At 61.8% G+C, this 24,851-nt stretch carries 19 protein-coding genes and 1 tRNA gene; 4 read left to right on the forward strand and 16 right to left on the reverse strand.

Annotated features, from left to right (window positions below; genetic code table 11):
• Nucleotides 1-19: 19 nt before the first annotated feature.
• Both AAAX32_RS03585 and AAAX32_RS03590 read right to left on the reverse strand, forming a co-directional pair.
• Complete coding sequence (locus AAAX32_RS03585; protein WP_349100019.1) at nt 20-1,393, reverse strand: hemolysin family protein; 1,374 nt, start codon at nt 1,391-1,393, stop codon at nt 20-22.
• A 109-nt stretch (nt 1,394-1,502) separates the two neighbouring features.
• Complete coding sequence (locus AAAX32_RS03590) at nt 1,503-2,186, reverse strand: hemolysin III family protein (protein WP_349100020.1); 684 nt, start codon at nt 2,184-2,186, stop codon at nt 1,503-1,505.
• Between the two features lie 186 nt (nt 2,187-2,372).
• Between AAAX32_RS03590 and AAAX32_RS03595 the strand changes: the two genes are divergently transcribed.
• Nucleotides 2,373-3,338: an alpha/beta hydrolase gene (locus tag AAAX32_RS03595; RefSeq protein WP_196022339.1), complete on the forward strand. Its 966-nt coding sequence runs from the start codon at nt 2,373-2,375 to the stop codon at nt 3,336-3,338.
• A 251-nt stretch (nt 3,339-3,589) separates the two neighbouring features.
• Here the strand turns inward: AAAX32_RS03595 and AAAX32_RS03600 are convergent, their stop codons facing one another.
• From AAAX32_RS03600 to AAAX32_RS03625, 6 genes are all read right to left on the reverse strand, one after another.
• On the reverse strand, nt 3,590-4,795 hold the full coding sequence (locus AAAX32_RS03600; RefSeq protein ID WP_196025906.1) for a DUF362 domain-containing protein: 1,206 nt from the start codon (nt 4,793-4,795) through the stop codon (nt 3,590-3,592).
• Between the two features lie 272 nt (nt 4,796-5,067).
• The gene (locus AAAX32_RS03605; RefSeq protein WP_349100021.1) at nt 5,068-7,734 is read right to left on the reverse strand and encodes an FtsX-like permease family protein; all 2,667 of its coding nucleotides are present in this window, start codon (nt 7,732-7,734) and stop codon (nt 5,068-5,070) included.
• An 8-nt stretch (nt 7,735-7,742) separates the two neighbouring features.
• A complete protein-coding gene (locus tag AAAX32_RS03610) occupies nt 7,743-8,456 on the reverse strand; it encodes an ABC transporter ATP-binding protein (protein ID WP_349100022.1) in 714 nt (237 codons plus the stop codon).
• Nucleotides 8,457-8,549: 93 nt separating this feature from the next.
• Nucleotides 8,550-9,755 carry an ABC transporter permease gene (locus AAAX32_RS03615; protein WP_349100023.1) on the reverse strand — a complete coding sequence of 402 codons (1,206 nt, stop codon included), beginning with the start codon at nt 9,753-9,755 and terminating at the stop codon, nt 8,550-8,552.
• Nucleotides 9,742-10,929, reverse strand: a complete 1,188-nt coding sequence (locus AAAX32_RS03620) for an ABC transporter permease (protein ID WP_349100024.1) — start codon at nt 10,927-10,929, stop codon at nt 9,742-9,744. Before AAAX32_RS03620 ends, AAAX32_RS03615 begins: the two co-directional genes overlap by 14 nt.
• A gap of 9 nt (nt 10,930-10,938) precedes the next feature.
• A complete protein-coding gene (locus tag AAAX32_RS03625) occupies nt 10,939-11,877 on the reverse strand; it encodes an ABC transporter ATP-binding protein (RefSeq protein ID WP_349100026.1) in 939 nt (312 codons plus the stop codon).
• Nucleotides 11,878-12,086: 209 nt separating this feature from the next.
• On the opposite strand from AAAX32_RS03625, the gene AAAX32_RS03630 reads away from it, so the two are divergent.
• Together AAAX32_RS03630 and AAAX32_RS03635 are read left to right on the forward strand one after the other, a co-directional pair.
• Entirely contained in the window at nt 12,087-13,232 is a 1,146-nt protein-coding gene (locus tag AAAX32_RS03630) for a histidine kinase (protein WP_349100027.1), read from the forward strand.
• The gene (locus AAAX32_RS03635; RefSeq protein ID WP_349100028.1) at nt 13,229-13,858 is read left to right on the forward strand and encodes a response regulator transcription factor; all 630 of its coding nucleotides are present in this window, start codon (nt 13,229-13,231) and stop codon (nt 13,856-13,858) included. The genes AAAX32_RS03630 and AAAX32_RS03635 overlap by 4 nt, the downstream gene beginning before the upstream one ends.
• A 537-nt stretch (nt 13,859-14,395) precedes the next feature.
• On the opposite strand, the gene AAAX32_RS03640 is transcribed toward AAAX32_RS03635, so the two are convergent.
• The 8 genes from AAAX32_RS03640 to AAAX32_RS03675 form a co-directional block, all read right to left on the reverse strand.
• On the reverse strand, nt 14,396-14,737 hold the full coding sequence (locus tag AAAX32_RS03640; RefSeq protein ID WP_349100029.1) for a 4Fe-4S dicluster domain-containing protein: 342 nt from the start codon (nt 14,735-14,737) through the stop codon (nt 14,396-14,398).
• A 7-nt stretch (nt 14,738-14,744) separates the two neighbouring features.
• Entirely contained in the window at nt 14,745-15,833 is a 1,089-nt protein-coding gene (locus AAAX32_RS03645; RefSeq protein ID WP_349100030.1) for a nickel-dependent hydrogenase large subunit, read from the reverse strand.
• A 5-nt stretch (nt 15,834-15,838) separates the two neighbouring features.
• A complete protein-coding gene (locus AAAX32_RS03650) occupies nt 15,839-16,555 on the reverse strand; it encodes an NADH-quinone oxidoreductase subunit C (protein ID WP_349100031.1) in 717 nt (238 codons plus the stop codon).
• Entirely contained in the window at nt 16,555-17,184 is a 630-nt protein-coding gene (gene nuoB, locus AAAX32_RS03655) for an NADH-quinone oxidoreductase subunit NuoB (RefSeq protein WP_349100032.1), read from the reverse strand. Before nuoB ends, AAAX32_RS03650 begins: the two co-directional genes overlap by 1 nt.
• A 12-nt stretch (nt 17,185-17,196) precedes the next feature.
• Complete coding sequence (locus AAAX32_RS03660; protein ID WP_349100033.1) at nt 17,197-20,079, reverse strand: proton-conducting transporter membrane subunit; 2,883 nt, start codon at nt 20,077-20,079, stop codon at nt 17,197-17,199.
• A gap of 286 nt (nt 20,080-20,365) precedes the next feature.
• Nucleotides 20,366-20,761 (reverse strand): transposase, encoded by a 396-nt coding sequence (locus AAAX32_RS03665; RefSeq protein ID WP_006235758.1) that lies wholly within the window; start codon nt 20,759-20,761, stop codon nt 20,366-20,368.
• A gap of 450 nt (nt 20,762-21,211) precedes the next feature.
• A complete protein-coding gene (gene bilR, locus AAAX32_RS03670) occupies nt 21,212-23,242 on the reverse strand; it encodes a bilirubin reductase, long form (protein WP_349100034.1) in 2,031 nt (676 codons plus the stop codon).
• A gap of 447 nt (nt 23,243-23,689) precedes the next feature.
• A tRNA-Met gene (locus tag AAAX32_RS03675) sits at nt 23,690-23,766 on the reverse strand.
• Nucleotides 23,767-23,962: 196 nt separating this feature from the next.
• Here AAAX32_RS03675 and AAAX32_RS03680 point away from each other — a divergent pair.
• Nucleotides 23,963-24,736, forward strand: coding sequence for a type III pantothenate kinase (locus AAAX32_RS03680; RefSeq protein ID WP_346982001.1), 774 nt, complete (start codon nt 23,963-23,965; stop codon nt 24,734-24,736).
• The last annotated feature ends 115 nt before the right edge of the window (nt 24,737-24,851 follow it).

A 24,851-nucleotide genomic window follows, 5' to 3' on the forward strand; every position in this document is an offset into this window, starting at 1 on the left:
TCCCCTACTCTTCCTTGTCCTACTCGTCGCCGTCGTGCGGATTCGCGGAACCCGCACCCGACGTCGTCGGCTCGTCTACCGAAGACTCGGAATCCTTTTTATCGGTTTCGGCCGGAGCAATCACGCGAATGAGCGAGATGCGCTGGCCACGCATCGACTGCACTTTAAACTTGTACCCCGCAACCTCAAACACCTCTCCGATGTCGGGCACCGAGTCGCAAAGCTCCAAAATCCAGCCGGCGATGGTCTCATAATCATCGCTTTCCTCAAGCGGCCAACCAAGCTCAATCGCGTCATCGCACGAAAAACGCCCATCAACGAGCCACTCGCGGCGCGAAAGGCGCGTGAGATACTTGTTGTCGGGGTCGAACTCGTCCTCGATCTCGCCGACGATCTCCTCGACGATGTCCTCGATGGTGATGATGCCGGCCGTGCCGCCGTACTCGTCCACAACCACCACGATCTGGTCGTGCGAGGTCTGCATCTCGGACAGCAGCGGCAGGATATCCTTGGTGTCGGGCACAAAGGTGGCGTCGCGCAAAAAGCCGGCGATGGGCTGGTCACCCTTGCCGTCGAGCGCGGGTTGGATCAGGTCCTTGATGTGCGCGATGCCGGCGACGTTGTCGGGATCCTCGTGATAGACGGGGATGCGGCTGAAGCCGGTCTGGCGCATGGTGGACAGCACGTCGGCGACCGTCTCGTCGTCCTCGCACATGGTGGTGTCCACGCGCGGCACCATGACCTCGCGGGCAACGGTGTCGCCTAGGTCGAAGATCTCGTGGATCATGCGCTTTTCCTCGTCGAGCAGGTCGTCCTGCTCCGAGACCATGTACTTGATCTCTTCTCCCGAGACGTTCTGGCGGTCGTCGGCACTCTTGATGCGCAGGATGCGGGCCAGGCCATCGGAGCAAGCGCCAGTCAGCCACACGAGCGGACGGGCGATCTTTTGGAAAAACGACAACGGTCCCACGACCTGCTTGGACACGCCCTCGGCGTTGGCCAGACCGATGCGCTTGGGCACAAGCTCGCCAATCACGATGGACACGAAGGCGACCGCAACGGTGATGATGACCGGCGCCAGGCCGCGCGCGATGGCAGAGAGCGGCGCGATGCCAAAGCTCGTGAGCCACGTGGCAAGCGGGTCGGACAGGCTCGTCGAGGCGACGGCAGACGAGGCAAAGCCCACGAGCGTGATGGCGACCTGGATGGTGGCGAGCAGCTGGTCGGAATCGGCGGCCAGCTTAATGGCGCGCTCGGCGCGCTTGTCGCCCTCCTCGGCCTCGTGCTCCAGCACGGCGCGCTTAGCCGTGGTGAGCGCCATCTCGGACATGGAGAAGTAGCCGTTGATGAGGGTCAAAACGAGGGTGGTGATAAGGGAGATGGCTATGTCCATCGGGAGTTTCTCGAACCTCCAAGATTCGGGCGTCAGGGTAAAACGTTGATGACGGATACGGCAATTGCGCCGGCGCCCAAACGGGGACGCGGGTGCGCAGGCATGGTCGCTAGATTACGAAGAGGATCACCGCCATGAACTGGAAGATGCTGCCGGCGAGCACCCACAGGTGAAACACGCTGTGCAGATAGCGCACGTTTTTGGCGATATAGAACGGCACGCCCGCGGTGTAGCACACGCCGCCGACGGCGAGCAGGGCAAGTGCCACGGGGTTGAGCAGCGACACAAGTTCGGGCAGCTTAAAAACGACGAGCCAGCCCATCAGCAGGTAGACCAGGCCGCTTACCCAGTGCGGTTGACGCTCGCGCATAAAGCACTCGAGGGCGATGCCGACAATGGCAATAGCCCATACGGCAAAGAACAGCGCGGGGCCGCCGTCGTTTGCGAGCGTGATAAGGCAAAACGGGGTATAGCTGCCGGCTATGAGCAGATAGATACAGCTGTGGTCGATAATGCGGAACACGCGTTTAGCGCCCGCGGGCTGAATCGCATGGTAGAGCGTAGAGGCTAGGTATTCGAGGATAATGCTGACGCCATAGACAATTGCCGCGGCCATGTGGGCCGGGCCCCCGCCGCGCAGGGCGGCGAATACGATCAGGAGCACCAGGCCCGCGATACCCAGCAGGCAGCCGACACCATGGGTGACGGAGTTCATGATCTCCTCGCCCACCGTGTAGTGTGGAACGGCCGCGGTCTTGGGTCGCGGCTTAGAACTGTCGCTCGAATCGGACATGCCGGTTACATCCTCCAACGTAAAGAGTTCTCAACACTATATCAAAGCGTCTAGGTACGTGCGAAATTTGCACCATACGTGACCCTTTGTTTACCCATTCTTTGCTTGTTGACGCATCAACGGCGAACGTCCATAATGCGCTTGCATTAAATGTTGATGTATTAACATCTTATAGGAGAATACCGCATGGCTCAAAACGCACGTTCCCATCGAAAGCTCAAGATAGCCGGCATCGTTGCACTGGTGGTTGTCGTTGCGCTGCTCGGATTTGCCGGCAACTTTCTGTTTGACTTTGCCCTGAATCCCCAAGCGCCCTACACCATGAAGATGATGCAGGATAGCAAGAACGACAAAGAAGGCGAGCAGCCGGATGCCGAGGAAACCGAGGCGCGGGCGTGGTTTAAAGAGAATCGCGAGAGCAGCAGCCTCACCGCAGATGACGGAACCGAACTTGCCGCTTGGTATTTTGCCGCCTCGGAGAACACCCACGATTACGCCGTCTGCCTGCATGGATATACCAACGAGCCCATCGGCATGGCCCGATACGCCAAGCGCTTCCACGACCGCGGCATGAACGTGCTTGCGCCTGCCGCCCGCGCCCACGAGCGCTCCGGCGGCGACTATATCGGCATGGGCTGGCCCGAGCGCCTCGATATCGTCGCATGGATCGAGCAAATCGTTCAGGCTGACCCCGAGGCGCGCATCCTGGTCTTTGGCGAGTCGATGGGTGCAGCAACCGCTATGAACGTGGCGGGAGAATCTCTGCCCGCAAACGTGAAATGTATTATCGAGGACTGTGGTTATACGAGTGTTTGGGACGAGTTTTCTCTGCAGCTCAAGGACGTGTTCGGCCTGCCCAGCTTTCCCTTGCTCGATGTAGCAAACTTGGTGTGCAACGTGCGCGCGGGCTACGACTTTCATAAGGCGAGCAGTGTGGAGCAACTCAAACACGCGACGGTTCCCATGCTGTTTATCCACGGCGACCAGGACACCTTTGTGCCGTACGACATGCTCGACCAAAACTACGACGCGTGCGCCAGCAAAGTCAAGCAAAAGCTCACCATCCATGGCGCCACCCACGCCAAGAGTGCGCAAGTTGACCCCGAGCTCTACTGGAACACAGTCAACAACTTCCTCGACGAGTATTTTTAGGCAAAAAGCAACGTCTGGGGCTTTATCTGACCCCCTATTTTCGGAAGTATGCGGAAAAATCTGGAACTGCCGACCAGACCGCAGTTTTACCAACAATTTATCAGGGGTTTTGTTGCCAAAAAACGTCGTGTGCTCGGCGGTCTCGAAATTTGCCGCATACTTCCGGAAAGCCGCCCGTGAGCGCTGTGCCCACGGGCGGCTTTTGCTCTACTTGCGCCAGAAAAGCGCTTCATTTGTCCAATAACTAGGCGCTACTTGACCTCGATGAGCTCGTACTTGCTCGTGCCCAGGCCGATCTTCTCGGCGTGTGCGATACAGGCGCGCCAGTCGGTGTCGGGATGCGTGATGCAGAAGGGGTCCTTGGCCTGCTCGCCCTCCAGATGCTCGTGGTTATGCTCCATCTTGGCGGCGCTGTCGGTGAGCTCGGTGTTGGGCAGCGGCTCGGATGCCATGACGGCATCGGCACAGGCCTGGTCGATGGCGACCGGGTCAAAGCTCGCGAACATGCCGATATCGTTAACGATAGGCGTGTCGTTTTCGGGATGGCAATCGCAGTTGGGGCTGATATCCATGGCAAGCGAGATGTGGAAGCTCGGGCGGCCGTCGACGACGGCCTTGGTGTACTCGGCGATCTTGCAGTTGAGCACGTCGGCCGCAGCGTCATAGCCGGGCTTGATGCAGTCCTGGTTGCATGCCGCAATGCAGCGTCCGCAACCCACGCAGCGATCGTGGTCGATGGCGGCCACGTGCACCGTGCGGGTGTTGCCGTTGGCAAGCTCGCGCTCGCGGGTATCGTCAAACGAGATGGCGTTGTGCGCACAGATCTTTTCGCAGGCACGGCAGCCAACGCAGTGCTCGGTCGCGACGTTCGGCTTGCCGGCGGCATGCTGCTCCATCTTGCCGGCACGGCTGCCGCCACCCATGCCCAGATTCTTCATGGCGCCGCCAAAGCCGGCCTGCTCATGGCCCTTAAAGTGGGTGAGGCTAATCACGATATCGGCATCCATGAGTGCCTGACCGATCTTGGCCTCGCGCACGTACTCGCCGCCCTCGACCGGGACGAGCGCCTCGTCGGTGCCCTTGAGACCGTCGGCGATGATGATCTGGCAACCCGTGGCATACGGGGTAAAGCCGTTCTGGTAGGCGGTGTCGATGTGCTCAAGCGCGTTTTTGCGGCTACCCACATAGAGCGTATTGCAGTCGGTGAGGAAGGGCTTGCCACCCAGCTCCTTCACGACATCCGCGACGGCGCGGGCGTAGTTGGGGCGCAAAAAGCTCAGGTTGCCCAGCTCGCCAAAGTGAATCTTGATGGCGACGAACTTGTTCTCAAAGTCGATCTGCTCGATACCGGCGTGACGGATAAGGCGCTTGAGCTTGTCGAGCTGGCTCTCGCGAGCATGCGTGCGCAGGTTGGTGAAGTACACCTTAGCGGGTGCTGCGGGTGCAGTTGCGGTCATAGATCTATCCCCTCGGTCTATATGGCGTTACAGACATAAGAGGATGGTACCCGCTGAAGTAGGGTCAAAGTCAAGCGCGAAACCTAGTCGTTGGGGACGTCCCTTTCCTGCCGGGCGGCGAAAGAATGTCCCCAGCCACTCATTGGGGACGGACTTAAATGAGTGCCTCGCCACCTGGCAGCTAGGGACAGTCCTTGCCAGCACGGCCGACGAGCCGGCGAGTCGGCAAAGACTGTCCCCGATGACTAGTCGTTTAAGAACGTCCCTAACGACTACTCTTGGACTTTGAGGGCTTCGGCCAGACTGACGCGCTTGATGGAGCGCGTGTGCAGCAGCGCCACGACCAGGTAGGTTGCAAAGCCAATGCCGACGCATGCAGCCATGGACCAAGCGGGCACGTAGATCTCGATATTGCCGTTGTAGGCGAGCAACATCGAGCGGAAGATGGCCGTGAGCGAGCCAATAATGACCGGCAGGCTCAGCACGAGCGACGCCGCCACGCACAGCGTGATCGAGCGGATGTACAGATGCGAGATCTCGCTATCGCGATAGCCAAAGACTTTCATGTAGCTGATCGAACGGGCGCTGTGGTCGATCACCGCCTTGGTCAGCAGGTACATAAACAACAGGAAGATAAACACCGCGAGCCCGATCATCATTCCGATCATTTTGCTCATCATGCCGATGAACTGGTCGCCCACGGCCCGCATGTCGTCGGGCGTGGTGTCGCCGGTAAAGTAACGAGCATCGAGGTCGAGCTTCTCGTCGCTCACATAGCCGTTAAAGTAGGCGGCGTCGTTGCCGAACAGCTCGTTAAAGTCGTCGATACTCATATAGATATTCATGTCCGACTTGGAGCCCCAGGCACAGTCCTTGCCCGCGTACTCAAGGGAATAATGCTCCCCCTCGTACTTGTCGATGAGCGTGACCTTCTGGCCCTCGCTCCAGCCAAACTTGTCGAGCAGGCCGCCGCCAAAGACGACGCGCCCATCGCCAACGTTGAGGTCTTTCCAATAGCGCGAATCGGGCGAGATGCCGTAGACGGAAATCGTCTCCTCGCCATTACCATCGCCGCGGTCGTATTGCAGCTGGTAAACGGCATATTTCTCGGTCTGCGCAATCTTGTCTGCACCGTTATCGGTCGTGTTAACCGGGTGAATGTCGTCGTTGTCAGCGCCGATCTTAGAGGCCTTGTCGACCAGGTCGATAGCCTCGTCGCGGTCGCAGCCGAGGGCATCGGCAAGGTCATCGAGGCGCGCATAAAGCGCATCCTTCTTGTCCTGGACGTTTGCAAGCGCATCCTGCGCCGCAGTCAGGCTCTCGGCAGACGGAGATGCGGTCGCGGCATCGGCTGCCGCCTGCGCCGCATCGGCCGCGTCGTCAAGCTCGTCATCGGCATCCTGAGCGGCGGAAAGCAGCGCGCCGTCAACCGACTGCAAGCGCTCGAGTGCCGACCACTGCTCGCGCTCCTCGGCAGTACCCTCGAGCTCCAGCGGCGCCTTGAGCGTGTACTGGTGCTCGGCGACCAGGCTTGTCTCGAGGTTGTCCGCATAGTGCGTCATCGTGGGCAGAATCGCCAGGCCAAAGAGCAGTAGCAGCGAGGCAAACGCGATGCCCACGAAGAGCGTGGCGAAGTTGCCCAGATTGCGCAGGAAGATACGCAGGCGGAAGCGGGAAACAAAACCCATGCGCTCCGGCAGCTGCAGGCCGCGCTTGGTGCCCGATTTGCCACTCGCCTCGTGACAAAGGAACTGCAACGGCGTCTTGCCCATCTTGCGAAGCAGACCCACCAGCGTGATGAGGATGAGCGCGGCGGCGGGAACCACGGCGCACTTCACAAAGATCTCCCAGCTCCAGTACACCTGGAAGGGCGGCAGGCTATACGAACCGTAATAGAGACCGCGCATGGGCTCGGTAAAGAACGCAACGCCGAGCGCGGTGCCCAAAAGCGCCGCGAGCACGCCCACGATGGCGGGAAGCGCGAGGTAGTGCAGCACGATCTCGCGGCGGCGATAGCCGCTGGCGAGCAGCGTGCCGATGATGGCACTCTCCTCCTCGATGGTGGCGTCGGTAAGGACCACAAAGACGAACGCCATGATCACGATGATGATGTCGAGCAGCGTCATCCACATCATAGAGTCGCCGTCCACGTCATCGCGCGCATAGCCAATGCCCTGATTGGAATCGGCGTCGATCAGATCGTCCACGCGCGCATCGGCATCGGTCAGCGCCTCGACCATATCTTGCTCGGCGTCGATGCGGTCCGCGGTGGGGAGGTCGCGATCGGTAAAGGTGAAGGAGTAGGTGTAGGCGGGTGCGCCGCCGGCATCTTCGAGCGCGGCAAAGCCGCCATCGGTGACCTCGGCCACGCCGTACGTGATGGTGTTCACCGTAAAGTCCGAATTGTTGAGGAACAGCGCCTGGCTATCGGGCTGGGTCATGATGCCGCAGACGGTGTAGGTTCGGCCCTCGAGCTCGACTTTATCGCCCACGGACAGGTCGTTGTTGGTGGCGAAGACACGGTCGATTGCCACCTCATCGTCCGTCTTGGGCTCCTTGCCCTCACAGTAGGACGCGATATCGACCTTGGTGCGGTGCGCATAGGTGCGCAGCGTGCGCTTGGTGCCGTCGTCGCCGGCGGTCTTTTTGATGATGGCGTCGATGGAGAAATTCTTGTAGAGCGTAACGCCGCCGACGTCACTGGCGGCGTCTTCGGCGGCCTTGAGCTGGTCGTCGGTGGCCTCGAAGGAGGTCGTCACGCGGCCGTCCTCAATCGTGTACGCATCGCGCATGTCGTCGATAAGGCAACCGATGGAATGCGCCGCGAGCAAAAAGCCCGAGGTGAGAGCGATACTTCCGCACATAAGCAAAAAGATGCCCAGATACTTGCCGATATTGCGGAGCAGCTCGCGCGGGAGACGTTTTGTGAGAGGTGTCATGGCGCCGCCTACCAATCGAGTTCGGCGGCCGCGACGGGCGACTCGTTGAGCTCTTCCTCGACGATGCGCCCGTCGCGCAGGCGCAGCACGCGATTGGCCATGCGCGCGATGGCGGCATTGTGGGTGACAATGATGATGGTGCAACCGTAGGTGCGGTTGACATCCTCCATGAGCTGCAAGATTTCCTTGGACGTCTTATAGTCAAGCGCGCCCGTGGGCTCGTCGCACAGCAGCAGGCCCGGGTTTTTGACGAGCGCACGGCCGATGGCGCAGCGCTGCTGTTGGCCGCCCGAGACCTGGCGCGGGAACTTGTTGCGGTGCTCGTAGAGGCCCAGCGAACGCAGCAGGTCGTCGACATTGAGCGGGTTTTTGGACAGGTGCGCCGTGACCTCGATGTTCTCCTTGATGGTGAGGTCGGGCACCAGGTTGTAGAACTGGAAGACAAAACCCAGCTCACGGCGGCGATACTCGCCCAGGTCGGCAGGCTTGAGCACCGTGAGGTCGCAGCCGTCCACCATGATGGAGCCGCCGTCGGCATCCTCCAGGCCGCCGATCAGGTTGAGAAAGGTCGACTTGCCCGAGCCCGAGGGTCCCAGCATGACGCAGATCTCGCCGCGATTGATGGACGTGTCGATGCCATCGAGTACCGTCAGGCGCGCATCACCGTCGCCGTAGTGCTTTTTGAGATCCTTGACCTGGACATAGGCTTCCTGCGTTGCCATGGTATCCCCCATTGTTAGCCTCGTACTACTTTATGAACGTAATAGTAAACCTTGGCGAACTATTTTGGGGCGAGGCCTAGGATTTATTTCAGACTAGGCGCGGGATTTGGCGCGTGCGAGAGCCAGGCCTACGGCGGCAATGGCGGCGGCGAAGAGCACGGTGACGCCCAGGTCGCAGGCGATGTCGCCCAACACGGCAGACGTCAGGTCCGAAGCAAGCGCCTTGCCGATCGCGTCGTTCACCCAATACGTCGGCACAAAGTGCGCCACCGTCTGCACGGCCGAGCCCATGAGCGACAGCGGCATCCAAGCGCCGCCCAAAAACGTCATGAGCATGCCGAGCAGGTTGCCCACGCCATTGAGCAGCTCCTCGCGCGCACCCAGGCCCGAAAGGGCAAAGCCAACGGCCAGCGGCGTGCACGCCAGGGCAAACGTCGCTGCCAGCGCCAGGCACACACGACCCACGCCGACCTCGGCAACCGCGCCGGCAAAGCCCACGACGCCCATCATGCTCGACACAAACCAGATGCAGACGGTGAGCACTGCAGCAGCCGCGAACACGGCAAGCGAGCGCTGGCGCTCGGAGATTGGGCCGGCATCCATACGACGTACGCGCTCGGGCTCGTTCATGCCCGAGAACACCAGTCCCACCGACACGATGACCGACGAGATGATCGCGTACGCGCCAAAGTTGAAGTACGACTCGAGCGTGGCGGCGGCAGTCGAGTCGACCTTGACCTGCTCGATCTCGACCTCGGCACGCTCGGTGGCCGCGTGTTCGGCAGCCTTGGCGACGTCACCGTTGGAGGCAGCAGGCTCAAGTGCGGCCGCAGCGCCCGCGAGCGAGATCCAGCGCGAGGCCTCGGCAGACGAAAGCGCCGCCGCCATGGTGCCGGCACCGTAGGTCACGTCGAGCTTGGGCAGGGCCTCCCCCGCGCGGGCAGCCGCAACGAGGTCGTCCTCAAACTCCTCCGGGATAAAGAACACGCAGTCGGCGCTGCCCTTGGCGCTGTTGCTCTTGGAGAGCGCGTCCGCAAGGTCGTACGTATCGTCGCCGATGCCCGTGACCAGCTCAAAGCGCAAACCCAGATGCTTGGTAAGCGCACGCGAAAGATCGCTGTCGTCGCGGTCGACCACGATCACGTTGGCATCATAGGGCTTATACTCGGTGAGCTGCGACGAGTTCCAGCTCACCGATGCCGCGATAAACACACCCATGAGCGAAATGAACACCGTGTAGATAAGCAGGTAGAACGGGTGCGCCAGCGCCATGCGAAGCGCGGTCTTAAAGGTGCTCATAGCGGCTCCTTCCAAAGATCAGCGTGGCGGCGGCAACGAACAGCAGCGCCATAAGGACCAGCGCGCCAGCGCGAACGGCAAAGGGGCCCAGGTCCTCAAAGAAATACAGGCGGTTGAACATGTCGCAGATGAGCTTGACGGGGTTGAGCCAGCACTCGGCCGGGCAGGCGCGGGCGACGTCGTCGGCAAGTGCCATCGCCGGCTCGCCGTAGAGGCCGGCGAACAGGGCGCACGTGGTAGCAAAGCCCGTGAGGATGCCGGACTTGGACGCCTTGCCGCCCTTAACGGGAAGTGTGCCCACAAAGAGTCCCAGGCCCGTAGCGGCAACCGCGGAAGCGGCACCGCCCACCAGACACAGCCCCTCGCGCCCGCCAAAGTCGACGCCCACGACCAGGCGCACGTAGCCGATCGCAATCGTCATCGAGGCAAAGGAAACCAGCCACGAGCCCACAAAGATACCGGCCAGCGACGCCGTCTTGGAAAGGCCGCCCACGCAGCGACGCGCGCCAAGGCCCGACAGATTGGGCTGCAGGTCGACGACGCTCAAGGCGGCAAACTCGGCAGACATCATCGCGACCAGGCCAAAGAGCGCGTAGTAGTAGATGACCGTGCCATCGGGCGTTGTGCGTGTCAGGCTTACGCGGCGGGTACTGCCCTCGAGCGACAGGGCGCGCGCAACCGCCTCCGGGTCGGCGAGTGCCGCCGGGTTGTCCTGGGCAATCTGGGACATGAGCTCGGCATTTTGTGTATACGAGCTTGCCACCGTCTCCAAAATGCTGCGGTCGGTGAGCACCGACGACGCACGCGAGTTGTCATAGCTCGAAAGCAACGTGAGTTTGGGCGTGCCCGCGTCGTCGACCGTATAGATGCCCGCGACCTCGCCGGCCTTAAGCGCACGGTTCGCATCGGCTGCGTCGTCGCACTCGTGGATCTCGAGCAGCTGATCGTCACCTTGCTTGGCAAGCGACGTCGCCACGCCCTTAAAGGTCGAAACGTTCCAAGCCTCGTCCGCCACGACGGCAACCGGCACCGGGTCGACCGTACCGTCGGAGCTGAGGTTCGCAAACATAAACATGAACATCGTGGAAAGCGCAATGGGAAAGAGAGCGCCCCAGACCCACGTGCTCGGCCGGCGCAGCAGCGTCTTGACCGTAGTGATGATGGTGTTGAACATGACTGCCCCCTAGTCGCGCAGCTCGCGGCCGGTGATCTCGAGGAACACGTCGTTGAGGGTCGGCGGCTCGGAATAAATGCGGCCGAGCGCCACGTCATGCGAGCGCAGCGCATCGAGAATGTCCGTCAGGTTATGCGGGCTCGCCTCGCACGAAAACGTGAGCTGGCCCGCCGTCGCCGACAGGTCCAGGACATGCGGCAGGCTCGCGACGGCACCGAGCGCCGCGCTCGGCACCTCGCCGACCTCGATCACGATCTTCTCACCCATCTGAATCATGCGCTTGAGCTCGTCGTTGGTGCCCTGCGCCAGCACGCGGCCGCCGTCCATGATCATGATGCGGCTGCAGATCTGCTCGACTTCCTCCATATAATGGCTGGTATACACCACCGTGGCGCCCTCGTCGCGCAGGCGGCAGATGCCCTCCAGGATGGCGTTGCGACTCTGCGGGTCGACTGCCACCGTGGGCTCGTCAAAGAAGATGAGCTCGGGCTTGTGCGCGATGCCGCAGGCGATGTTGAGGCGACGCGCCAGGCCACCCGAAAGCTTGCCGGGGCGGAACTTGGTAAAGTCGCCCAGACCGACAAAGTCGATCGCCTCGTCCACCAGCGCGCGGCGGCGTTTGCGGTCGCTGACGTAGAGGCTGCAGAAATAGTCGATGTTCTCGCGCACGGTGAGCTCGTCGAACACCGCCACCTGTTGCGGTACCACGCCGATGCGGCGCTTGAGGTCGTAGCGGGCGGGCGTCATGGGCTCGCCGAACAGCTCGATGGTGCCCTTGTCGTAGGCGAGCAGCTGCAGGATACAGTTGATGGACGTGGTCTTGCCCGAGCCGTTGGGGCCCAGCAGGCCAAAGATCTCGCCGGGGGCGATGCTGAGGTTAAAGTGGTCGAGCGCGATAAGGTCGTCGTAGCGCTTGACGAGGTTTTCGACGCGGACGATATCTGTCATGAGGCGGCCCTTCTGTTGATTGCGGCCCGGTACGATTGCATCATCGCAGGAGCCGCCGGCGCGCACCAGTGAGCTTTGTCACGAGTGCGGGGGGCGGAGGCGAAACCCCCGCTCGTGCGAGCGATCGACGCCGATTTGCCGCGCGGGAGGAATGTCACGGTTGCGCAGGCGGCCCCTCCACCACGCGCGGCTTCGCGTACAATACCCGTATGAACAGGCTTTTCGACAAATCGATCGTGCTGGCGTGCTGCATTGCGGCCGCAATGGGCCTTGCCGTGGACGCTCGCCTGGTCGCGGCGTTTTGCCTGGGCGTTATTGCCACCTCACTGGCCGAAGTCGCACAGGGAAACCGCGCCTGCCGTGCAAGCGAGGCCGCGAGCTACGCTTACGTCATCGCGGCTGTCTTCGTGCTGCCGTTTGTGCCGTTTGCGCCTCTCGCCCTCTATGACATCGCGCGGCGCGCGCGCCGTGAGCACGCCTGGATCGCGCTGGGTGTCGGCGCTGTCTTTGCCTGTGCGCTCGTCGCAGATTTTCGCACCGACGCGCTTACCGCCCGAACGCTCCTGTTGGCCGCTATCCTTTCGGTTGCCGCCACCCTGCTATCGCTACGTACCGCCCAGCTGGAGCGCGAGCAGCTGCGCATGCGCCGTACCCGCGACGAGCTGCAGGAACGAGCCCTCGCGCTCGAGGCGCGCAACCGCGATCTTGCTGACCGCCAGGACTACGAAATCGAGCTCGCGACGCTCGCCGAACGCGCCCGCATCGCGCGCGAGATCCACGATAACGTCGGGCACCAGCTCACGCGCGCCTCGCTGCAGGCCGAAGCTCTGCGCGTGGTCCACGCCGACGAGCCCAGGATTGCCGCCGACTTTGCCGACGTCAAACGCACGGTTGACGAGGCGCTCCAGCTCGTACGCACCAGCGTCCACGCCCTCAACGACAACGCCGTCGACCTCTCCGTACAGCTCGATTGCATCGTTGAAGGCGCACGCTCGGACGGCGGCCCGCAGGTTGAGCTTGAAGTTTTGGCCGAACATGCGCCCGCAAATGTCGCCAACTGCTTTGCGGCGGTCCTGCGCGAGGCGCTTTCCAACGCCATGCGCCACGCCCATGCCAAAACCATTACCGTGCGGTGCATGGAGCATCCGTCGTTTTACCAGCTCATCGTTACCGATGATGGCGTGGACGCGACCCCGGCGAGCAGCAGCAACGTCGCAGAAGGCATGGGGCTCGCCTCCATGCGCGAGCGCGTCGAGGCGCTTGGCGGCACCTTCACCGCCGGTCCGCGTGCCGGCGCCGGCGGCTGGCGCGTGTTTGCCACCGTTCCCAAACCGCAAGGAGATGAGGGCCGATGAGGCTTATTGTTGTCGACGACGACCGCTTGGTGGTCGATTCGCTCAAGATTATCCTGGGCGCCCAGCCGCAGATCGAGGTGGTGGGCACCGGCGCCAACGGCAACGATGCGGTGGCGCTCTACGCCGAGCACGCACCCGATATCGCACTGCTCGACATCCAGATGCCGGGACGCGACGGCCTATCGGCAGCACGCGAGATCCTCGGGCGCGACCCTGCGGCACGCGTGGTGTTTCTGACGACATTCTCGGATGACGAGTACATTGTGTCGGCGCTCAAGCTGGGTGCCCGCGGCTATCTGATCAAAACCGATGTCGCCGCCATTCCGCCAGCGTTGGCGCAGGTCATGAGCGGCAAACGCGTGCTCGAGGGCAAGGCGATCGAGGATATCGATTTTGATGGGGCGGGCACCGAAGCCGACGCGCCCCGCCGGCCCACAGCCTTTGCCGGCCTAACCGACCGCGAGTTCGAAGTCGCCGAGCTCATCGCCCGCGGCCTCGACAACAAGGAGATCGCCGCCACCGCCTACATGGGCGAAGGCACCGTGCGCAACCACATCAGCTCAATCCTAGCCAAAATGGGCCTACGCAACCGCACGCAGATCGCCATCGCCTACCTGCGGGGATAACTACCCAATGGCCGGACACTCCGACATAGCAAAATGGCTGTTATCGATTTGATGCCATTTCAAAACCATGCCGGATTACGGGGCTAAACTCAGGGCCCCCATCCATACCCACGGTTTCTGCAAAATGACGGCTCGTCTACCTGCGGTTTTATTTTCACGAATATCGGCATGGTTGGGGGCTCGTGATTCAGCCCCGTAAACCGGCATAGTTTTGTTCGGGCGACCCCGCACGAGTGCCTCCGCCAGCCTCGCGGGACCAAAATGATCCGTTTTCCTTCGCCCCCAAGGAATCAGCCGGAACCGCCCGCCACGAAACCGGCCCATCTACTACGTTTGACTCGACACCCCCGACCACAACCGCGTTTTATGAAAAACCGCAGGCGTTCTACCTGCGGTTTTGTTTTTGGGATTTTCCGTATGGTCGGAGGTTCGCTATCCAGCTCCGTAAACCGGCATAGTTTTGTTCGTGGCGGCCCAACCGCGCGTTCACGCGCGGGGCCGGTGGGGCATTTTTGCCCCACCGGCCCCATCCAAACGCTACTCCGGCTTGGTTTCTACCGTGGGAGTCTTGTCCGCCGCAACCGGAGTGCGGGCGGTGTCCATGCTCAGGCAGTGTTTAGGACAGCTCTCGACGCACTCGCCGCACACCACACAAGAATACGGATCGATCGACCACGTTCCGCCCTTGCGATCGACCGCGAGCGCGCCCGCCGGGCAGCGACGCGCGCACATGCCGCAGCAGATACACACGTCCATGTCGTTAACGATATGTCCGCGCAAGCGCTCGGGTGCCGCGAGCTTCTCCTGCGGATAGCACACCGTTACCGGCTGCTTGACCATAGAACCCAAGGCCGTCTTGGCAAATGTCAGCAAACTCATGCCGCGCCTACCTTTCCGTACAGCTAATGCAGGGGTCGATGGTCAGGATAATCATGGGCACGTTGGCAAGGAGCACGCCCTGCAGTGCATGCGTCAGACCCGCCAGATTTTGCGACGTCGGCGTGCGCACACGGAAGCGGTCCAGATTCTTGGTGCCGTTGCCGCGCACATAGTAGTACGCCTCGCCGCGCGGCTGTTCAATCACAACCTCGCCGCGCGCGCCGTCGGCCGGCGTAAGCTTGGTGCGCCCGCCGATGCCGTCGTGCGGAATCTTGCCGACAAGCTCCTTGATAATGTCCATGGCCTGCGTGACCTCGGCACAGCGCACCTGGCAGCGGGCATAGCAATCGCCATCGGTAGCAACGATGGGCTCAAACGCAGCCAGATCCGCATAGGCACCGTCGCCAAACATACGCACGTCGTAATCCACGCCCGAGGCGCGACCGAACGGGCCGACCATCGACAGATCCAGCGCGTCTTTCTTGCTGATCACGCCCACGCCATGCAGGCGCTCGCCGCAGCTGTTGTCGTCCAAAAACGTATGCACCAGGGCCTCGTAGTCAGGACGCATGGCGTCAAGCGTCTGGACAATCCCCGCCAGTTCGGAGTCCTCGATGTCGTGCTTAAGGCCGCCGATCTCGTTAATCGAAAGGATCACGCGGCCGCCGCAGGTGCTCTCGAAGATCTTGAGAATCTGCTCGCGCAGGGTCCACGACCGATAGAACAGCGCCTCGAAGCCAAAGGCATCGGCGAGCAGGCCCAGCCACAGCAGGTGCGAGTGAATGCGCGAAAGCTCGTGCAAAATGGCACGGATATACTGCACGCGGCCGGGCACCTCGATGTCGAGCATGCGTTCGCAGGCGCTGGCATAGCCGCAGCTGTGGCCCACGGCGCAGATGCCGCAGATGCGCTCGGCGATGTAACCAAACTGGTGCATGTCGCGCTTTTCGGTGAGCTTCTCGAGTCCGCGGTGCACAAAGCCGATCTGCGGAATTGCCTCGATAACACGGTCGTCATCGATCACCAGGTCCAGATGAAGCGGCTCGGGCAGCACCGGGTGTTGCGGGCCAAACGGAATAACGGAGCGATGTGCCATGGACCTTACGCCTCCTTTTTCTGCTTGTCGCGGGCGGCCTTGGCGGCAAGCGCCGCGCGGACCTTGGCCGCCTTCTCGGGATCCATGGCGGCGAGCTTTGCTTCCAGCTCGGCGGCTTTGAGCGCGGCCTTGGCAGCGGCATCGTCATGCTGAGCATCGGAGCCGGCAGCCGCAGCGGGCTGAGCAGCGGAACCCGCGGCATCGTCGATGCTCGCAGCGCCCTCCCCCGCGGCGGCCGCGGCAGCGGCGGCCTTTTCGGCCGCAGCCTTGCGCGCCTTGGCCTCGGCAGCCGCGCGGACCTTCATGGCCTTCTCGCGTGCAGCCTTCACCTCGGGCGTGATAACGCTCATGGGCTCGGCAGTCGAGACCTGGTAGAAAAAGCCCTTAAAGTCGATCTGCATGTCGGTGATGGCAAGCCCAAACAGGTCGTGCGCTTCGTTTTCAAACGGAAATACCGCCGGATAATACGAGCTGATGGACGGAATCTCCTGGTACTGGTCGATGCCCTCGACTACCAGGTTCTCAATCGCATAGCTGCCGTCCTGCGCAATATGCTTCTGAGCAGCACGAACGTTGATAAACGTATAGACCAGGCGATACGAGCCGTCGTCGACGTTGCGCTCGGCGTGCATTTGCACAAAGCGCGCGCCGACGCCCTTGAGCGCCTGGACATGCGGCAGGAGCTCGTCGATCCCGACGGTGGTATAGATTGCCTTTTGCATTACTCGGCCTCCTTTGCAGCGGCGGGCGTCCCAGCAGGTGCGTCGCCAGCGACGGGTGCGGCGGACCTGGTGGACACGTTGGCCTCGACGCCGTCACCGGCACCAACAGTCCCGGCCCCCACAGCCACAAACCCATCCTCGCCCAGCTCAACGCCACCGTCCCAGGTAGCGGCACCGCCCACGGTGAGCGGGTCGCCACCGGCGCGCATCACGGCCTCCTTCTGGTCCAGGATGCCGCACGCCTCCACGATGGCATCGATCACCGTCTCGGGGCGAATGGCGCACCCGGGCGCGTACACGTCCACGGGAATCGCGCGGTCCACGCCGCCGATCACGTTATAGGCATCGCGGAACACGCCGCCCGAACACGCGCAGATGCCGCACGCCACCACGCACTTGGGCTCGAGCATCTGGTTGTAGATCTGGCGCACGACGGGCAGGTTCTGGGCATTGACCGACCCCGTCACCAAAAAGATATCCGCATGCTTGGGGTTGCCGGTGTTGACCACGCCAAAGCGCTCCGCATCGAACAGCGGCGTGAGCGAGGCCAGCACCTCGATATCGCATCCGTTGCAGCTCGAGCCGTCGTAATGAATAACCCACGGCGAGCGCGACATTTTATGATCCATGAATGCCGCCTCCTAAATAAACACGTCGACGAGGATGGGCATAAGGTTGAGCAGGCCAAACACCAGCGCCACGCCCCAGCCGAGCTTAAAGCAGCTGCGCCAGGTGCTGCGCGCGAAGGTGTTGTCGATAAGCACCTCGACAAAGTACGTCGCGGCCATCACGACCAGGGCTACAACCCAACTCACCGGGTTGTCCCAGACAAAGAACATGCCCACCCACATCAAAAACAGCACGGTCTCGCACCAGTGCATAAGGGTCATCTTGGCCAGCGTGCCGCCGCTCATCTCGGTGGCGACGCCCTGGACGATCTCCTGATGCACGTGATGCGAGTACGAAAGGTCAAACGGCGACTTGCGCAGCTTGATGGTAAGCACCGCGAGCAACGCGAGGAAAATGGGTGCGCTGTACACGATGATGGGGACCGACTGCCCCGTCACGGCGATGGAATCGAAGCTGTCGGTGGCAAGGTACAGGCCCACGCTCATCAGCAAAACGGCGGGCTCGTAACTCATAACCTGCAGTAACTCACGATCGGCGCCAACCTGGGCAAACGGGCTTTGCGTCGAGGCGGACGCCAACACCACAAAGATCGCGGCGAGCGTCACCATAAAAGCGCACAGTAGCGTGTTAGAGCCCGACACAAAGATGCCGCCGCCCACGACGGTAAAGATGAGCGCGCACGCCATATAGGTATCGTCCATGGTGTTTACGCTGGCAGGGGCTTTGCGCAGCAGCTTGGCAACGTCGTAGAAAGGCTGGAGCAGGCGCGGACCCACGCGGCCCTGCATACGGGCCGAAAGTTTGCGGTCAACGCCGTCGATCAGGCCACCAACCAAAGGCGCCAGCAGGGCAAACACCACGGTACCAATAAATATGCCCACGACGCCCGAACCTTCGAAATACTTGCCGCGCAGCACCGAGGGCGCGCTCATGGCAAGTCTCTCGGGTCCAATCCACGCGCAACACAGCAGCGCAAACAAGATAATGCTGCAGCACACGACGCTGCCCGCGGGGCCAATACGCTTCTCGCCAAGGGCGTCCTCCGAGTACCAATTGCGCTTTTCGGCCTTCACCTCGTGTCCCATCGAGCCGCGGAAATGGCGATATTTGTCGGTTCCCACACCCGAGAGGTACACGTTGACGTGCGGCTTGTTGCTCACGCGGAATGAAGTCAGCAGCACCACGGCGATAAAAGCCACGATAACCACCATCAGATACATGGCGTCCTTGCCAATAACGTACGGCACGCGGCCAAACACCATGGCGAGGTAAGGCGACACCAGACCGCTCGAGATAACCGGAAACGCCACGCAGCACAGAATCAGCAGCGCGGCGATGGTGTTGAGGGCCATCCATTCGGTCTTATGGACATTGGCCTCAACGTTTTGAGCCGTGGGGTCGACGCCCGAAAGCTTGGCAAGCCACTTGCCCCAGAAGAAGAACGTCGCGGCCGAGCCAAAGGCAAGTACCATGATCATTAGCACGTTGCCGGTCTGCGCAAACGCCACCAGGGCGCCCCACTTGGACACGAGCATGCCAAACGGCGCCACAAACATGCCCATAATGCCCAGCATCATCAGACGCGTCAGGTGCGGCATGCGGCTGAACATACCGTCCATGTCCTCGATATCGCGGCTGCCGATATGATGCTCGGCCGTGCCCACGCACAGGAACAGCAGCGACTTGGCCACCGTGTGGAACAGGATCAGGAAGATGGCCGCCCATACGGCCTCGGGCGCGCCGACACCCAAGCAGGCACTGATGAGGCCCAAGTTGGAAATGGTGGAGTACGCGAGCACGCGTTTGGCATTGCTCTGCGAGATGGCCATGAGGGCAGCGAGCGAAAACGTGATGGCACCCACACTCGTGACCATAAAGCCGGTCACAGGATAGATGGCATAGAGCGGGCTCAGCTTGACCATCAGGAACACACCGGCTTTGACCATGGTTGACGAGTGCAGCAGGGCGCTCGTGGGCGTGGGGGCGACCATGGCACCCAGCAGCCAAGTGTGGAACGGCATCTGTGCGGCCTTGGTGAGTGCGGCGAGCGACAGCAGAACGACCGGCATCACCAGCAGCGCGGACTGCGCGGTTCCGGCGCCGGAAAGCTCGATCATGCCCGAGATGGTCAGCGGCATGCCATTGACGTGCAGAAACATAAGGCCCGCCAAAAACGCGATGCCGCCCAGCATGTTGAGGATGATCTGGGTGAAGGCGTTTTTGATGGCCTCGGGCGTGCGCGTGTAGCCAATCATAAGGAACGAGCACACGGTGGTGATTTCCCAGCCGCAGAACAGCCACTCAAGGTTGTCGCTCGTCACGATGACGAACATGGCCGAGAGGAACAGGAACATAAGCGCCAGGAACTGCGGGCGACGGTCGGGCGCGGTCTGCCCGCGCAGCGCGGCCTCGTGCTCGTCATGGGCCTGGAAGTCCTTCATGTAACCCAGGGCATACACGCAGATCAGGCTGCCGACGATACCGACGGCGAGGACCATGATCACGCTCATGTAGTCCAGGTAGAGCGGCGTCGCCGTGACGGCTTCGGCCGCGGGCAGCGTCATGGCTGCAAAGGCGAGCGAGCCCACCAGCTGGACTATGCCGAGCACCGTGGTGAGCGCGTTCCTATATTTATACGCGTTGTACAGGATGACGGCGCACAGGATGACATCGATGGCGGAGCTGATGATCGAGAGCACATGCGAGGTGCCGGGGGCAACCTCAAAGCTCTGCGGACCCGTGCCAAAAAACAAGACGGCGACTACAACTGTCACCGCCATAATAATGCCGGAGCCTACAAGCCCCACCGCATCGCGGGCTCGGTCACCGCGCGCGAGCAGCATGCCCAGCGCCGGTACCAGCGGAAACAGGGTAAGGAAATACAGTAGCGTCATACCATCACTCCCCCATGCAAAAACGCTGCAATTGTTTAACGTTATAGCTCAATTGAGGAGTAGCGGCGGCGGGTTTTCGGTCAACTGGGGAGTTTTAGGCGTACGGGGCAAGGGCACGTCCGCTTTGGAGCAGAGAGGCGACGCTCCCCCTATCGCAGCGACAGGCGCGCGGGCCACTGCGCGCAGTTTATTGGCCACTTTGGAGGATGTCCCGACAGGCTCGCGCCGGTCCAAAAAGTTGGCGCGGCAAGAAAAATGCGCCCCTGTGGGCGCACCATCCCGTTTGCTATTCCGCCTTTTTAACGCGCGGCTTGCGACCGCGCGGCTTATCGACCAGTGCGGACTCACCGCTCTCGCGGTACTGACGGCACCAAGCCTTGACCGAAGACTCGCTGGGAATCTTGTGCTTGATCATGGCCTCGCGAACCGTCAAGCCGTTTTCCAGACGGTCCTTAACCACAGCGAGCTTTACGTCGTACGAATAGGTGTGATGATGCGAACCGGCATTGAGAACGGCGTCGGCACCGCCCACGGCATACGCGCGGGCCCACTGACGAGCCGTGGCCTGGGGAATGCCAAGCTCCGCGGCGAGGGCGCGATGACCGACCCCCTCTTGGAGGATCTCGACGGCGCGCTGTCTAACCTCGGGCGCATGCGTGCGAGTCCTAGTTGCTTCCGACATACCTGCCACTTCTTAGCCTTAACCGTTAATCTGCTTTCTTACGTGCAAGTTAGATAGTAGCATTTTACTGTTTGCTCAAAGCAGTTAATTAAAATAGACGCGGCGTTATCTGGGCATTTGGCACCAAATTACGACATTTCTTTATCGATTATTTACGCTGGTAGCTGACTCGCAGCTAATCGTCATTCGCTTGTCAACAAAATTGACATCTCTTTTATGTCCTTTGGTGTAGAGGATATAGTTATTAACCCCTCCCCCAATAATTTTGAGTGATCTGCGAGGCAGTAGACGTCCTCACTCCTCATGATTACCGCGCATTGCCATCCACCGGAGCAAAACAAAAAGGGCGGGACCTGCTGCGCTTGCAGGCCCCGCACCGGTTGACACCCGACGGGACACAGCCGGGCGAGACGGATCCGTGCTACCGCCCCGCCTGGCCGCGATGTTCAACTACAGCTCGTTGGCCGCGTGATATGCCGTGCGAATGGCGCTCGCAATGTCGGCGGTGCGCTCGCCCGAGCAGTCGCCCACGCGGGTCACGGGCACCGTCACGCCATCCAAGTCAAACGCGTTGGCCTTGGAGCCCACGGCCATCACCACGTAATCGCAGGCGATTTTTACCGGCTCCTCGGCGCCGTCCTCGGTGGTGTGAACAGCCTCCACGCCCTCGTCGGTAATGGCGGTCAGGCGGGTCTTCACGTGCTGCTCCACGTTGTGCTCGGCAAAGTCGCTCATGATCAGCGGCAGAATGGTCTCGGACTCGCCCGCGGCAATCTTGTCGAGCATCTCCACGATCGCCACCTCGCAGCCGTGCTGCAGCAGGTACTCGGCAGTCTCGGTGCCCACCAGGCCACCGCCAATGACGGCGACGCGGCCCGTAAGCTCCACCTTGCCGGCCAGCACGTCCCAGCTCGAGACGACCTTGTCCGAATCGGCGCCCGGAACGGGAATGACCACGTCGTGTGCGCCCACAGCCACAATCGCGGCGTCGGCGGCGTTGAGGTCCGCGGGGCTAGCGACGTGGTTGAGCTCGACCTTCACGCCCAGGCCAGGCAGAATCTTCTCGTAGTACTCGACCGAGCGCATGATCTCGTCCTTGCGCGGGGGCGCGGCCGCCAGCACAATCTGGCCGCCCAGATGGTCGCTCGCCTCGTAGACGGTCACGTCGTAGCCGCGCTTGGCTGCCACGCGCGCGGCCTCCAGGCCGGCAATACCGCCGCCCACCACGGCGATCTTCTTGTCGCCCTCGCCCGGCTTAATGGCTATGGTCGCCTCGTCACCGTTCTCGGCGTTGAGCACGCACGAGATGTACTTGCGGTTTTGAATCGCGTCGACGCAGCCCTTGTTGCAGTTGAGGCACTCGCGGATGGGCTCACCCGTGGCGGCCTTCAGCGCAATGTCGGGGTCGCACATGAGCGAGCGGCCATAGGCGATGATGTCGGCGGCGCCGTCTTCCAGAATCTTCTCGCCGGCCTCGACCGAAACCACGCGGCCCACGGTTGCCACCGGCACGGAGACCAGGGCCTTGACGCGCTCGGCCACGGGCAGCGTCCAGTTGTAGGGCATGGCGCCCATGGGCGGAATGGTGTCGCCCATGTTGCCGGTGTGGTTGGCCTGTGCGACCTGGATCATATCGATGCCCGCGCCCTCGAGCAGCTTGGCGAACTCGCAGGCCTCGTCGGGCTGCAGGCCGCCCTTGCCGCGCGGCGTGCCGTCGGGGTTCTCCATGATCACGGGGAGCTTGTACTCCACCATCAGCTGCGGCGCGGCTTCCTTAATGGCAGCGACGACCTCCAGCGCGTAGCGAACGCGGTTCTCGAACGAGCCGCCGTACTCGTCGGTGCGCTGGTTGAGGATGGCCGAGCACAGCGAACCTACCAGGCGGTCGCCGTGGACCTCGATGGCATCGATCCCGGCCTGCTGCGCGCGAGCGGCCGAGGCGGCGATAGCCTCCTTGATCTGGGTGAGCTGCTCCACACTCGCCTCGTTCACAAAGTGCTGCATGTCGTGGTGCAGCTTGGCGTAGGCCTGGTTGCGGATCTCGTTGGACTCGGCCATCTTGGCGGCAAAGGTCTCCTCGTCGCCGGCGGCCTTGGCCTCCTGCGCGGCCTTGGCGGCGGCCATGGATCCCATGACCATGCGGCCGACACCGGGCACGTCGTACTCGGGGTGGAACAGCTGCAGCGCGACCTTGGCGCCGTGCTTGTGGACGGCATCGGCCAGGGCCTTAAACGTGGGGATTTGGGCGTCGGCCGCCAGCTTGGGCGTGGGGCTTGCGGTCATGACGGGAGCAACGTCGCCGATGACGATGTAACTCACGCCGCCACGGGCCAAGCGCTCGTAAAAAGCCAGGCTGCGCTCGCCAATGGAGCCGTCACGCTCCTCGTAGCCGGTGGTCAGCGGCGGAAACATAATGCGGTTTTTGAGCTCAAGGGGGCCAACCGTAATGGGCTGAAGCAGCTTGGATGCAGGTGCGGTCATGGACATTCCTCTCTTGTAGGCGCGGCGGCGATGTTGCCGCGTAGTTGTCTAGAGGATATGGCATGGGAATACAACAGCGCAACGGAAATCGGCGGACAGCAGGTAGCGGCAGGTGGATGGGGCAGGGCGGCCCGTCGGTTTGTCTCAATCTGTAACAGTTACGCGACAAAACCGGGTCTTACTGTTACAGATCGAGACAAACCAAACCCGCCTGCTAAAAAATCTCAATCTATAACAACAACTCGGCAAAATCCGTCCCTCGTGTTACAGATTTAGACAAACGAAGACCGTCCTGCCGAAACATCTCGATCTGTAACACTTAGCCGCCCAAATCGGGTCTAGATGTTACAGATCGAGATTTTGTTTAAGAAGCCGAGAATTGGACCGAAAACACAGTCCCGGAATAACAAAAAAGCTCGCCGGCTAGGCCGACGAGCTGCAAGTTCTTGGTCGCGGGGGCAGGATTTGAACCTACGACCTCCGGGTTATGAGCCCGGCGAGCTACCAGACTGCTCCACCCCGCAATGTCTGGGCGCCTCATGTGCGCAAAAAAGAATATTACGCGGGAGTTCGGTAAACGGCAAGGAAAATCTCGTAGAGCATAATTCCTTCATATTTAAACCCCTCAGCCCCTATCACCGTAAACGAATCGCAGCCGAGCGCCGTCGACGGCACGTATACAATGGTGCGCGTCCTTTTATGCCGACACCGGGAGTAGACATGCTGCTCGCTATCGATATGGGAAACACGCAGACGGCCATGGGCCTGTTTGACGGAGACGAGCTGGTGCAGTCGTGGCGCATGCCCACCGACCGCTCCTATACCGCCGACGAGATCCATGTGCGCCTGATGGGTTTCTTTAAGATGTACGGCCTTTCGCTCGATGCGGTCGACGCGATCGCCTTTGCGGGCGTGGTGCCGCAGCTCTCGCGCGAGTGGCACGCCGTGGCCGACCGCATTGCCGCGGACGCCATCGTCATCGGGCCGCAGACGGCCGCCGTAACCAAGCTGCGGGCGGCGCGCCCCCAGGCCGTTGGTGCCGACCGCATCGCCAACGCCGTCGCTGCCGAGACCTTCTATGGCGCGCCGGCGATCGTGGTGGACTTTGGCACCGCGACCAATATCGACGTCATCGATGAGGACGGTTATTACATTGGCGGAGCGATCGCGCCGGGCATTCGCATCTCCATGGACGCGCTTGCCGCCCGTGCCGCCAAGCTCGCCAGCGTGCCGCTCGAGGCGCCCGAGCACGCCATCGGCCGCGATACCGAGGAGTGCATCAAGGTCGGCGCCGTAACGGGCGCCGCCGCCATGGCTGAGGGCCTGGTCGCGCGCATGAAGCGCGAGCTGGGCCGCGAGGATGCCACCGTTATCGCCACGGGCGGTCTCGCCAGCATCGTCGCCGATTCGACCGACGCCTTCGACATAGTCGACGGCCAACTCACCATCAAAGGCATCTGCGAAATCTACCGCCGCATGCAGGAGCTGGGATAGAGCAGGGGCTTAAGTCAAGCACGCCCGATGCCACAGTCCCCGCAAACGTTCGCCAAGCCCATTCCCCAGACAGGCGAAACCCTCCCCGGCACAGGCCGAAGAGGGCTTCGTTGTC

It is taken from the genome of Collinsella sp. CLA-ER-H3 (assembly GCF_040092425.1).
GTDB lineage: Bacteria > Actinomycetota > Coriobacteriia > Coriobacteriales > Coriobacteriaceae > Collinsella.

What these genes read in the sequence shown, in the direction of transcription:
- AAAX32_RS03585 (WP_349100019.1), bottom strand. Translation starts at nt 1,393, where the DNA reads ATGGACATAGCCATCTCCCTTATCACCACCCTCGTTTTGACCCTCATC.
- AAAX32_RS03590 (WP_349100020.1), bottom strand. Translation starts at nt 2,186, where the DNA reads ATGTCCGATTCGAGCGACAGTTCTAAGCCGCGACCCAAGACCGCGGCC.
- AAAX32_RS03595 (WP_196022339.1), top strand. Translation starts at nt 2,373, where the DNA reads ATGGCTCAAAACGCACGTTCCCATCGAAAGCTCAAGATAGCCGGCATC.
- AAAX32_RS03600 (WP_196025906.1), bottom strand. Translation starts at nt 4,795, where the DNA reads ATGACCGCAACTGCACCCGCAGCACCCGCTAAGGTGTACTTCACCAAC.
- AAAX32_RS03605 (WP_349100021.1), bottom strand. Translation starts at nt 7,734, where the DNA reads ATGACACCTCTCACAAAACGTCTCCCGCGCGAGCTGCTCCGCAATATC.
- AAAX32_RS03610 (WP_349100022.1), bottom strand. Translation starts at nt 8,456, where the DNA reads ATGGCAACGCAGGAAGCCTATGTCCAGGTCAAGGATCTCAAAAAGCAC.
- AAAX32_RS03615 (WP_349100023.1), bottom strand. Translation starts at nt 9,755, where the DNA reads ATGAGCACCTTTAAGACCGCGCTTCGCATGGCGCTGGCGCACCCGTTC.
- AAAX32_RS03620 (WP_349100024.1), bottom strand. Translation starts at nt 10,929, where the DNA reads ATGTTCAACACCATCATCACTACGGTCAAGACGCTGCTGCGCCGGCCG.
- AAAX32_RS03625 (WP_349100026.1), bottom strand. Translation starts at nt 11,877, where the DNA reads ATGACAGATATCGTCCGCGTCGAAAACCTCGTCAAGCGCTACGACGAC.
- AAAX32_RS03630 (WP_349100027.1), top strand. Translation starts at nt 12,087, where the DNA reads ATGAACAGGCTTTTCGACAAATCGATCGTGCTGGCGTGCTGCATTGCG.
- AAAX32_RS03635 (WP_349100028.1), top strand. Translation starts at nt 13,229, where the DNA reads ATGAGGCTTATTGTTGTCGACGACGACCGCTTGGTGGTCGATTCGCTC.
- AAAX32_RS03640 (WP_349100029.1), bottom strand. Translation starts at nt 14,737, where the DNA reads ATGAGTTTGCTGACATTTGCCAAGACGGCCTTGGGTTCTATGGTCAAG.
- AAAX32_RS03645 (WP_349100030.1), bottom strand. Translation starts at nt 15,833, where the DNA reads ATGGCACATCGCTCCGTTATTCCGTTTGGCCCGCAACACCCGGTGCTG.
- AAAX32_RS03650 (WP_349100031.1), bottom strand. Translation starts at nt 16,555, where the DNA reads ATGCAAAAGGCAATCTATACCACCGTCGGGATCGACGAGCTCCTGCCG.
- nuoB (WP_349100032.1), bottom strand. Translation starts at nt 17,184, where the DNA reads ATGGATCATAAAATGTCGCGCTCGCCGTGGGTTATTCATTACGACGGC.
- AAAX32_RS03660 (WP_349100033.1), bottom strand. Translation starts at nt 20,079, where the DNA reads ATGACGCTACTGTATTTCCTTACCCTGTTTCCGCTGGTACCGGCGCTG.
- AAAX32_RS03665 (WP_006235758.1), bottom strand. Translation starts at nt 20,761, where the DNA reads ATGTCGGAAGCAACTAGGACTCGCACGCATGCGCCCGAGGTTAGACAG.
- bilR (WP_349100034.1), bottom strand. Translation starts at nt 23,242, where the DNA reads ATGACCGCACCTGCATCCAAGCTGCTTCAGCCCATTACGGTTGGCCCC.
- AAAX32_RS03680 (WP_346982001.1), top strand. Translation starts at nt 23,963, where the DNA reads ATGCTGCTCGCTATCGATATGGGAAACACGCAGACGGCCATGGGCCTG.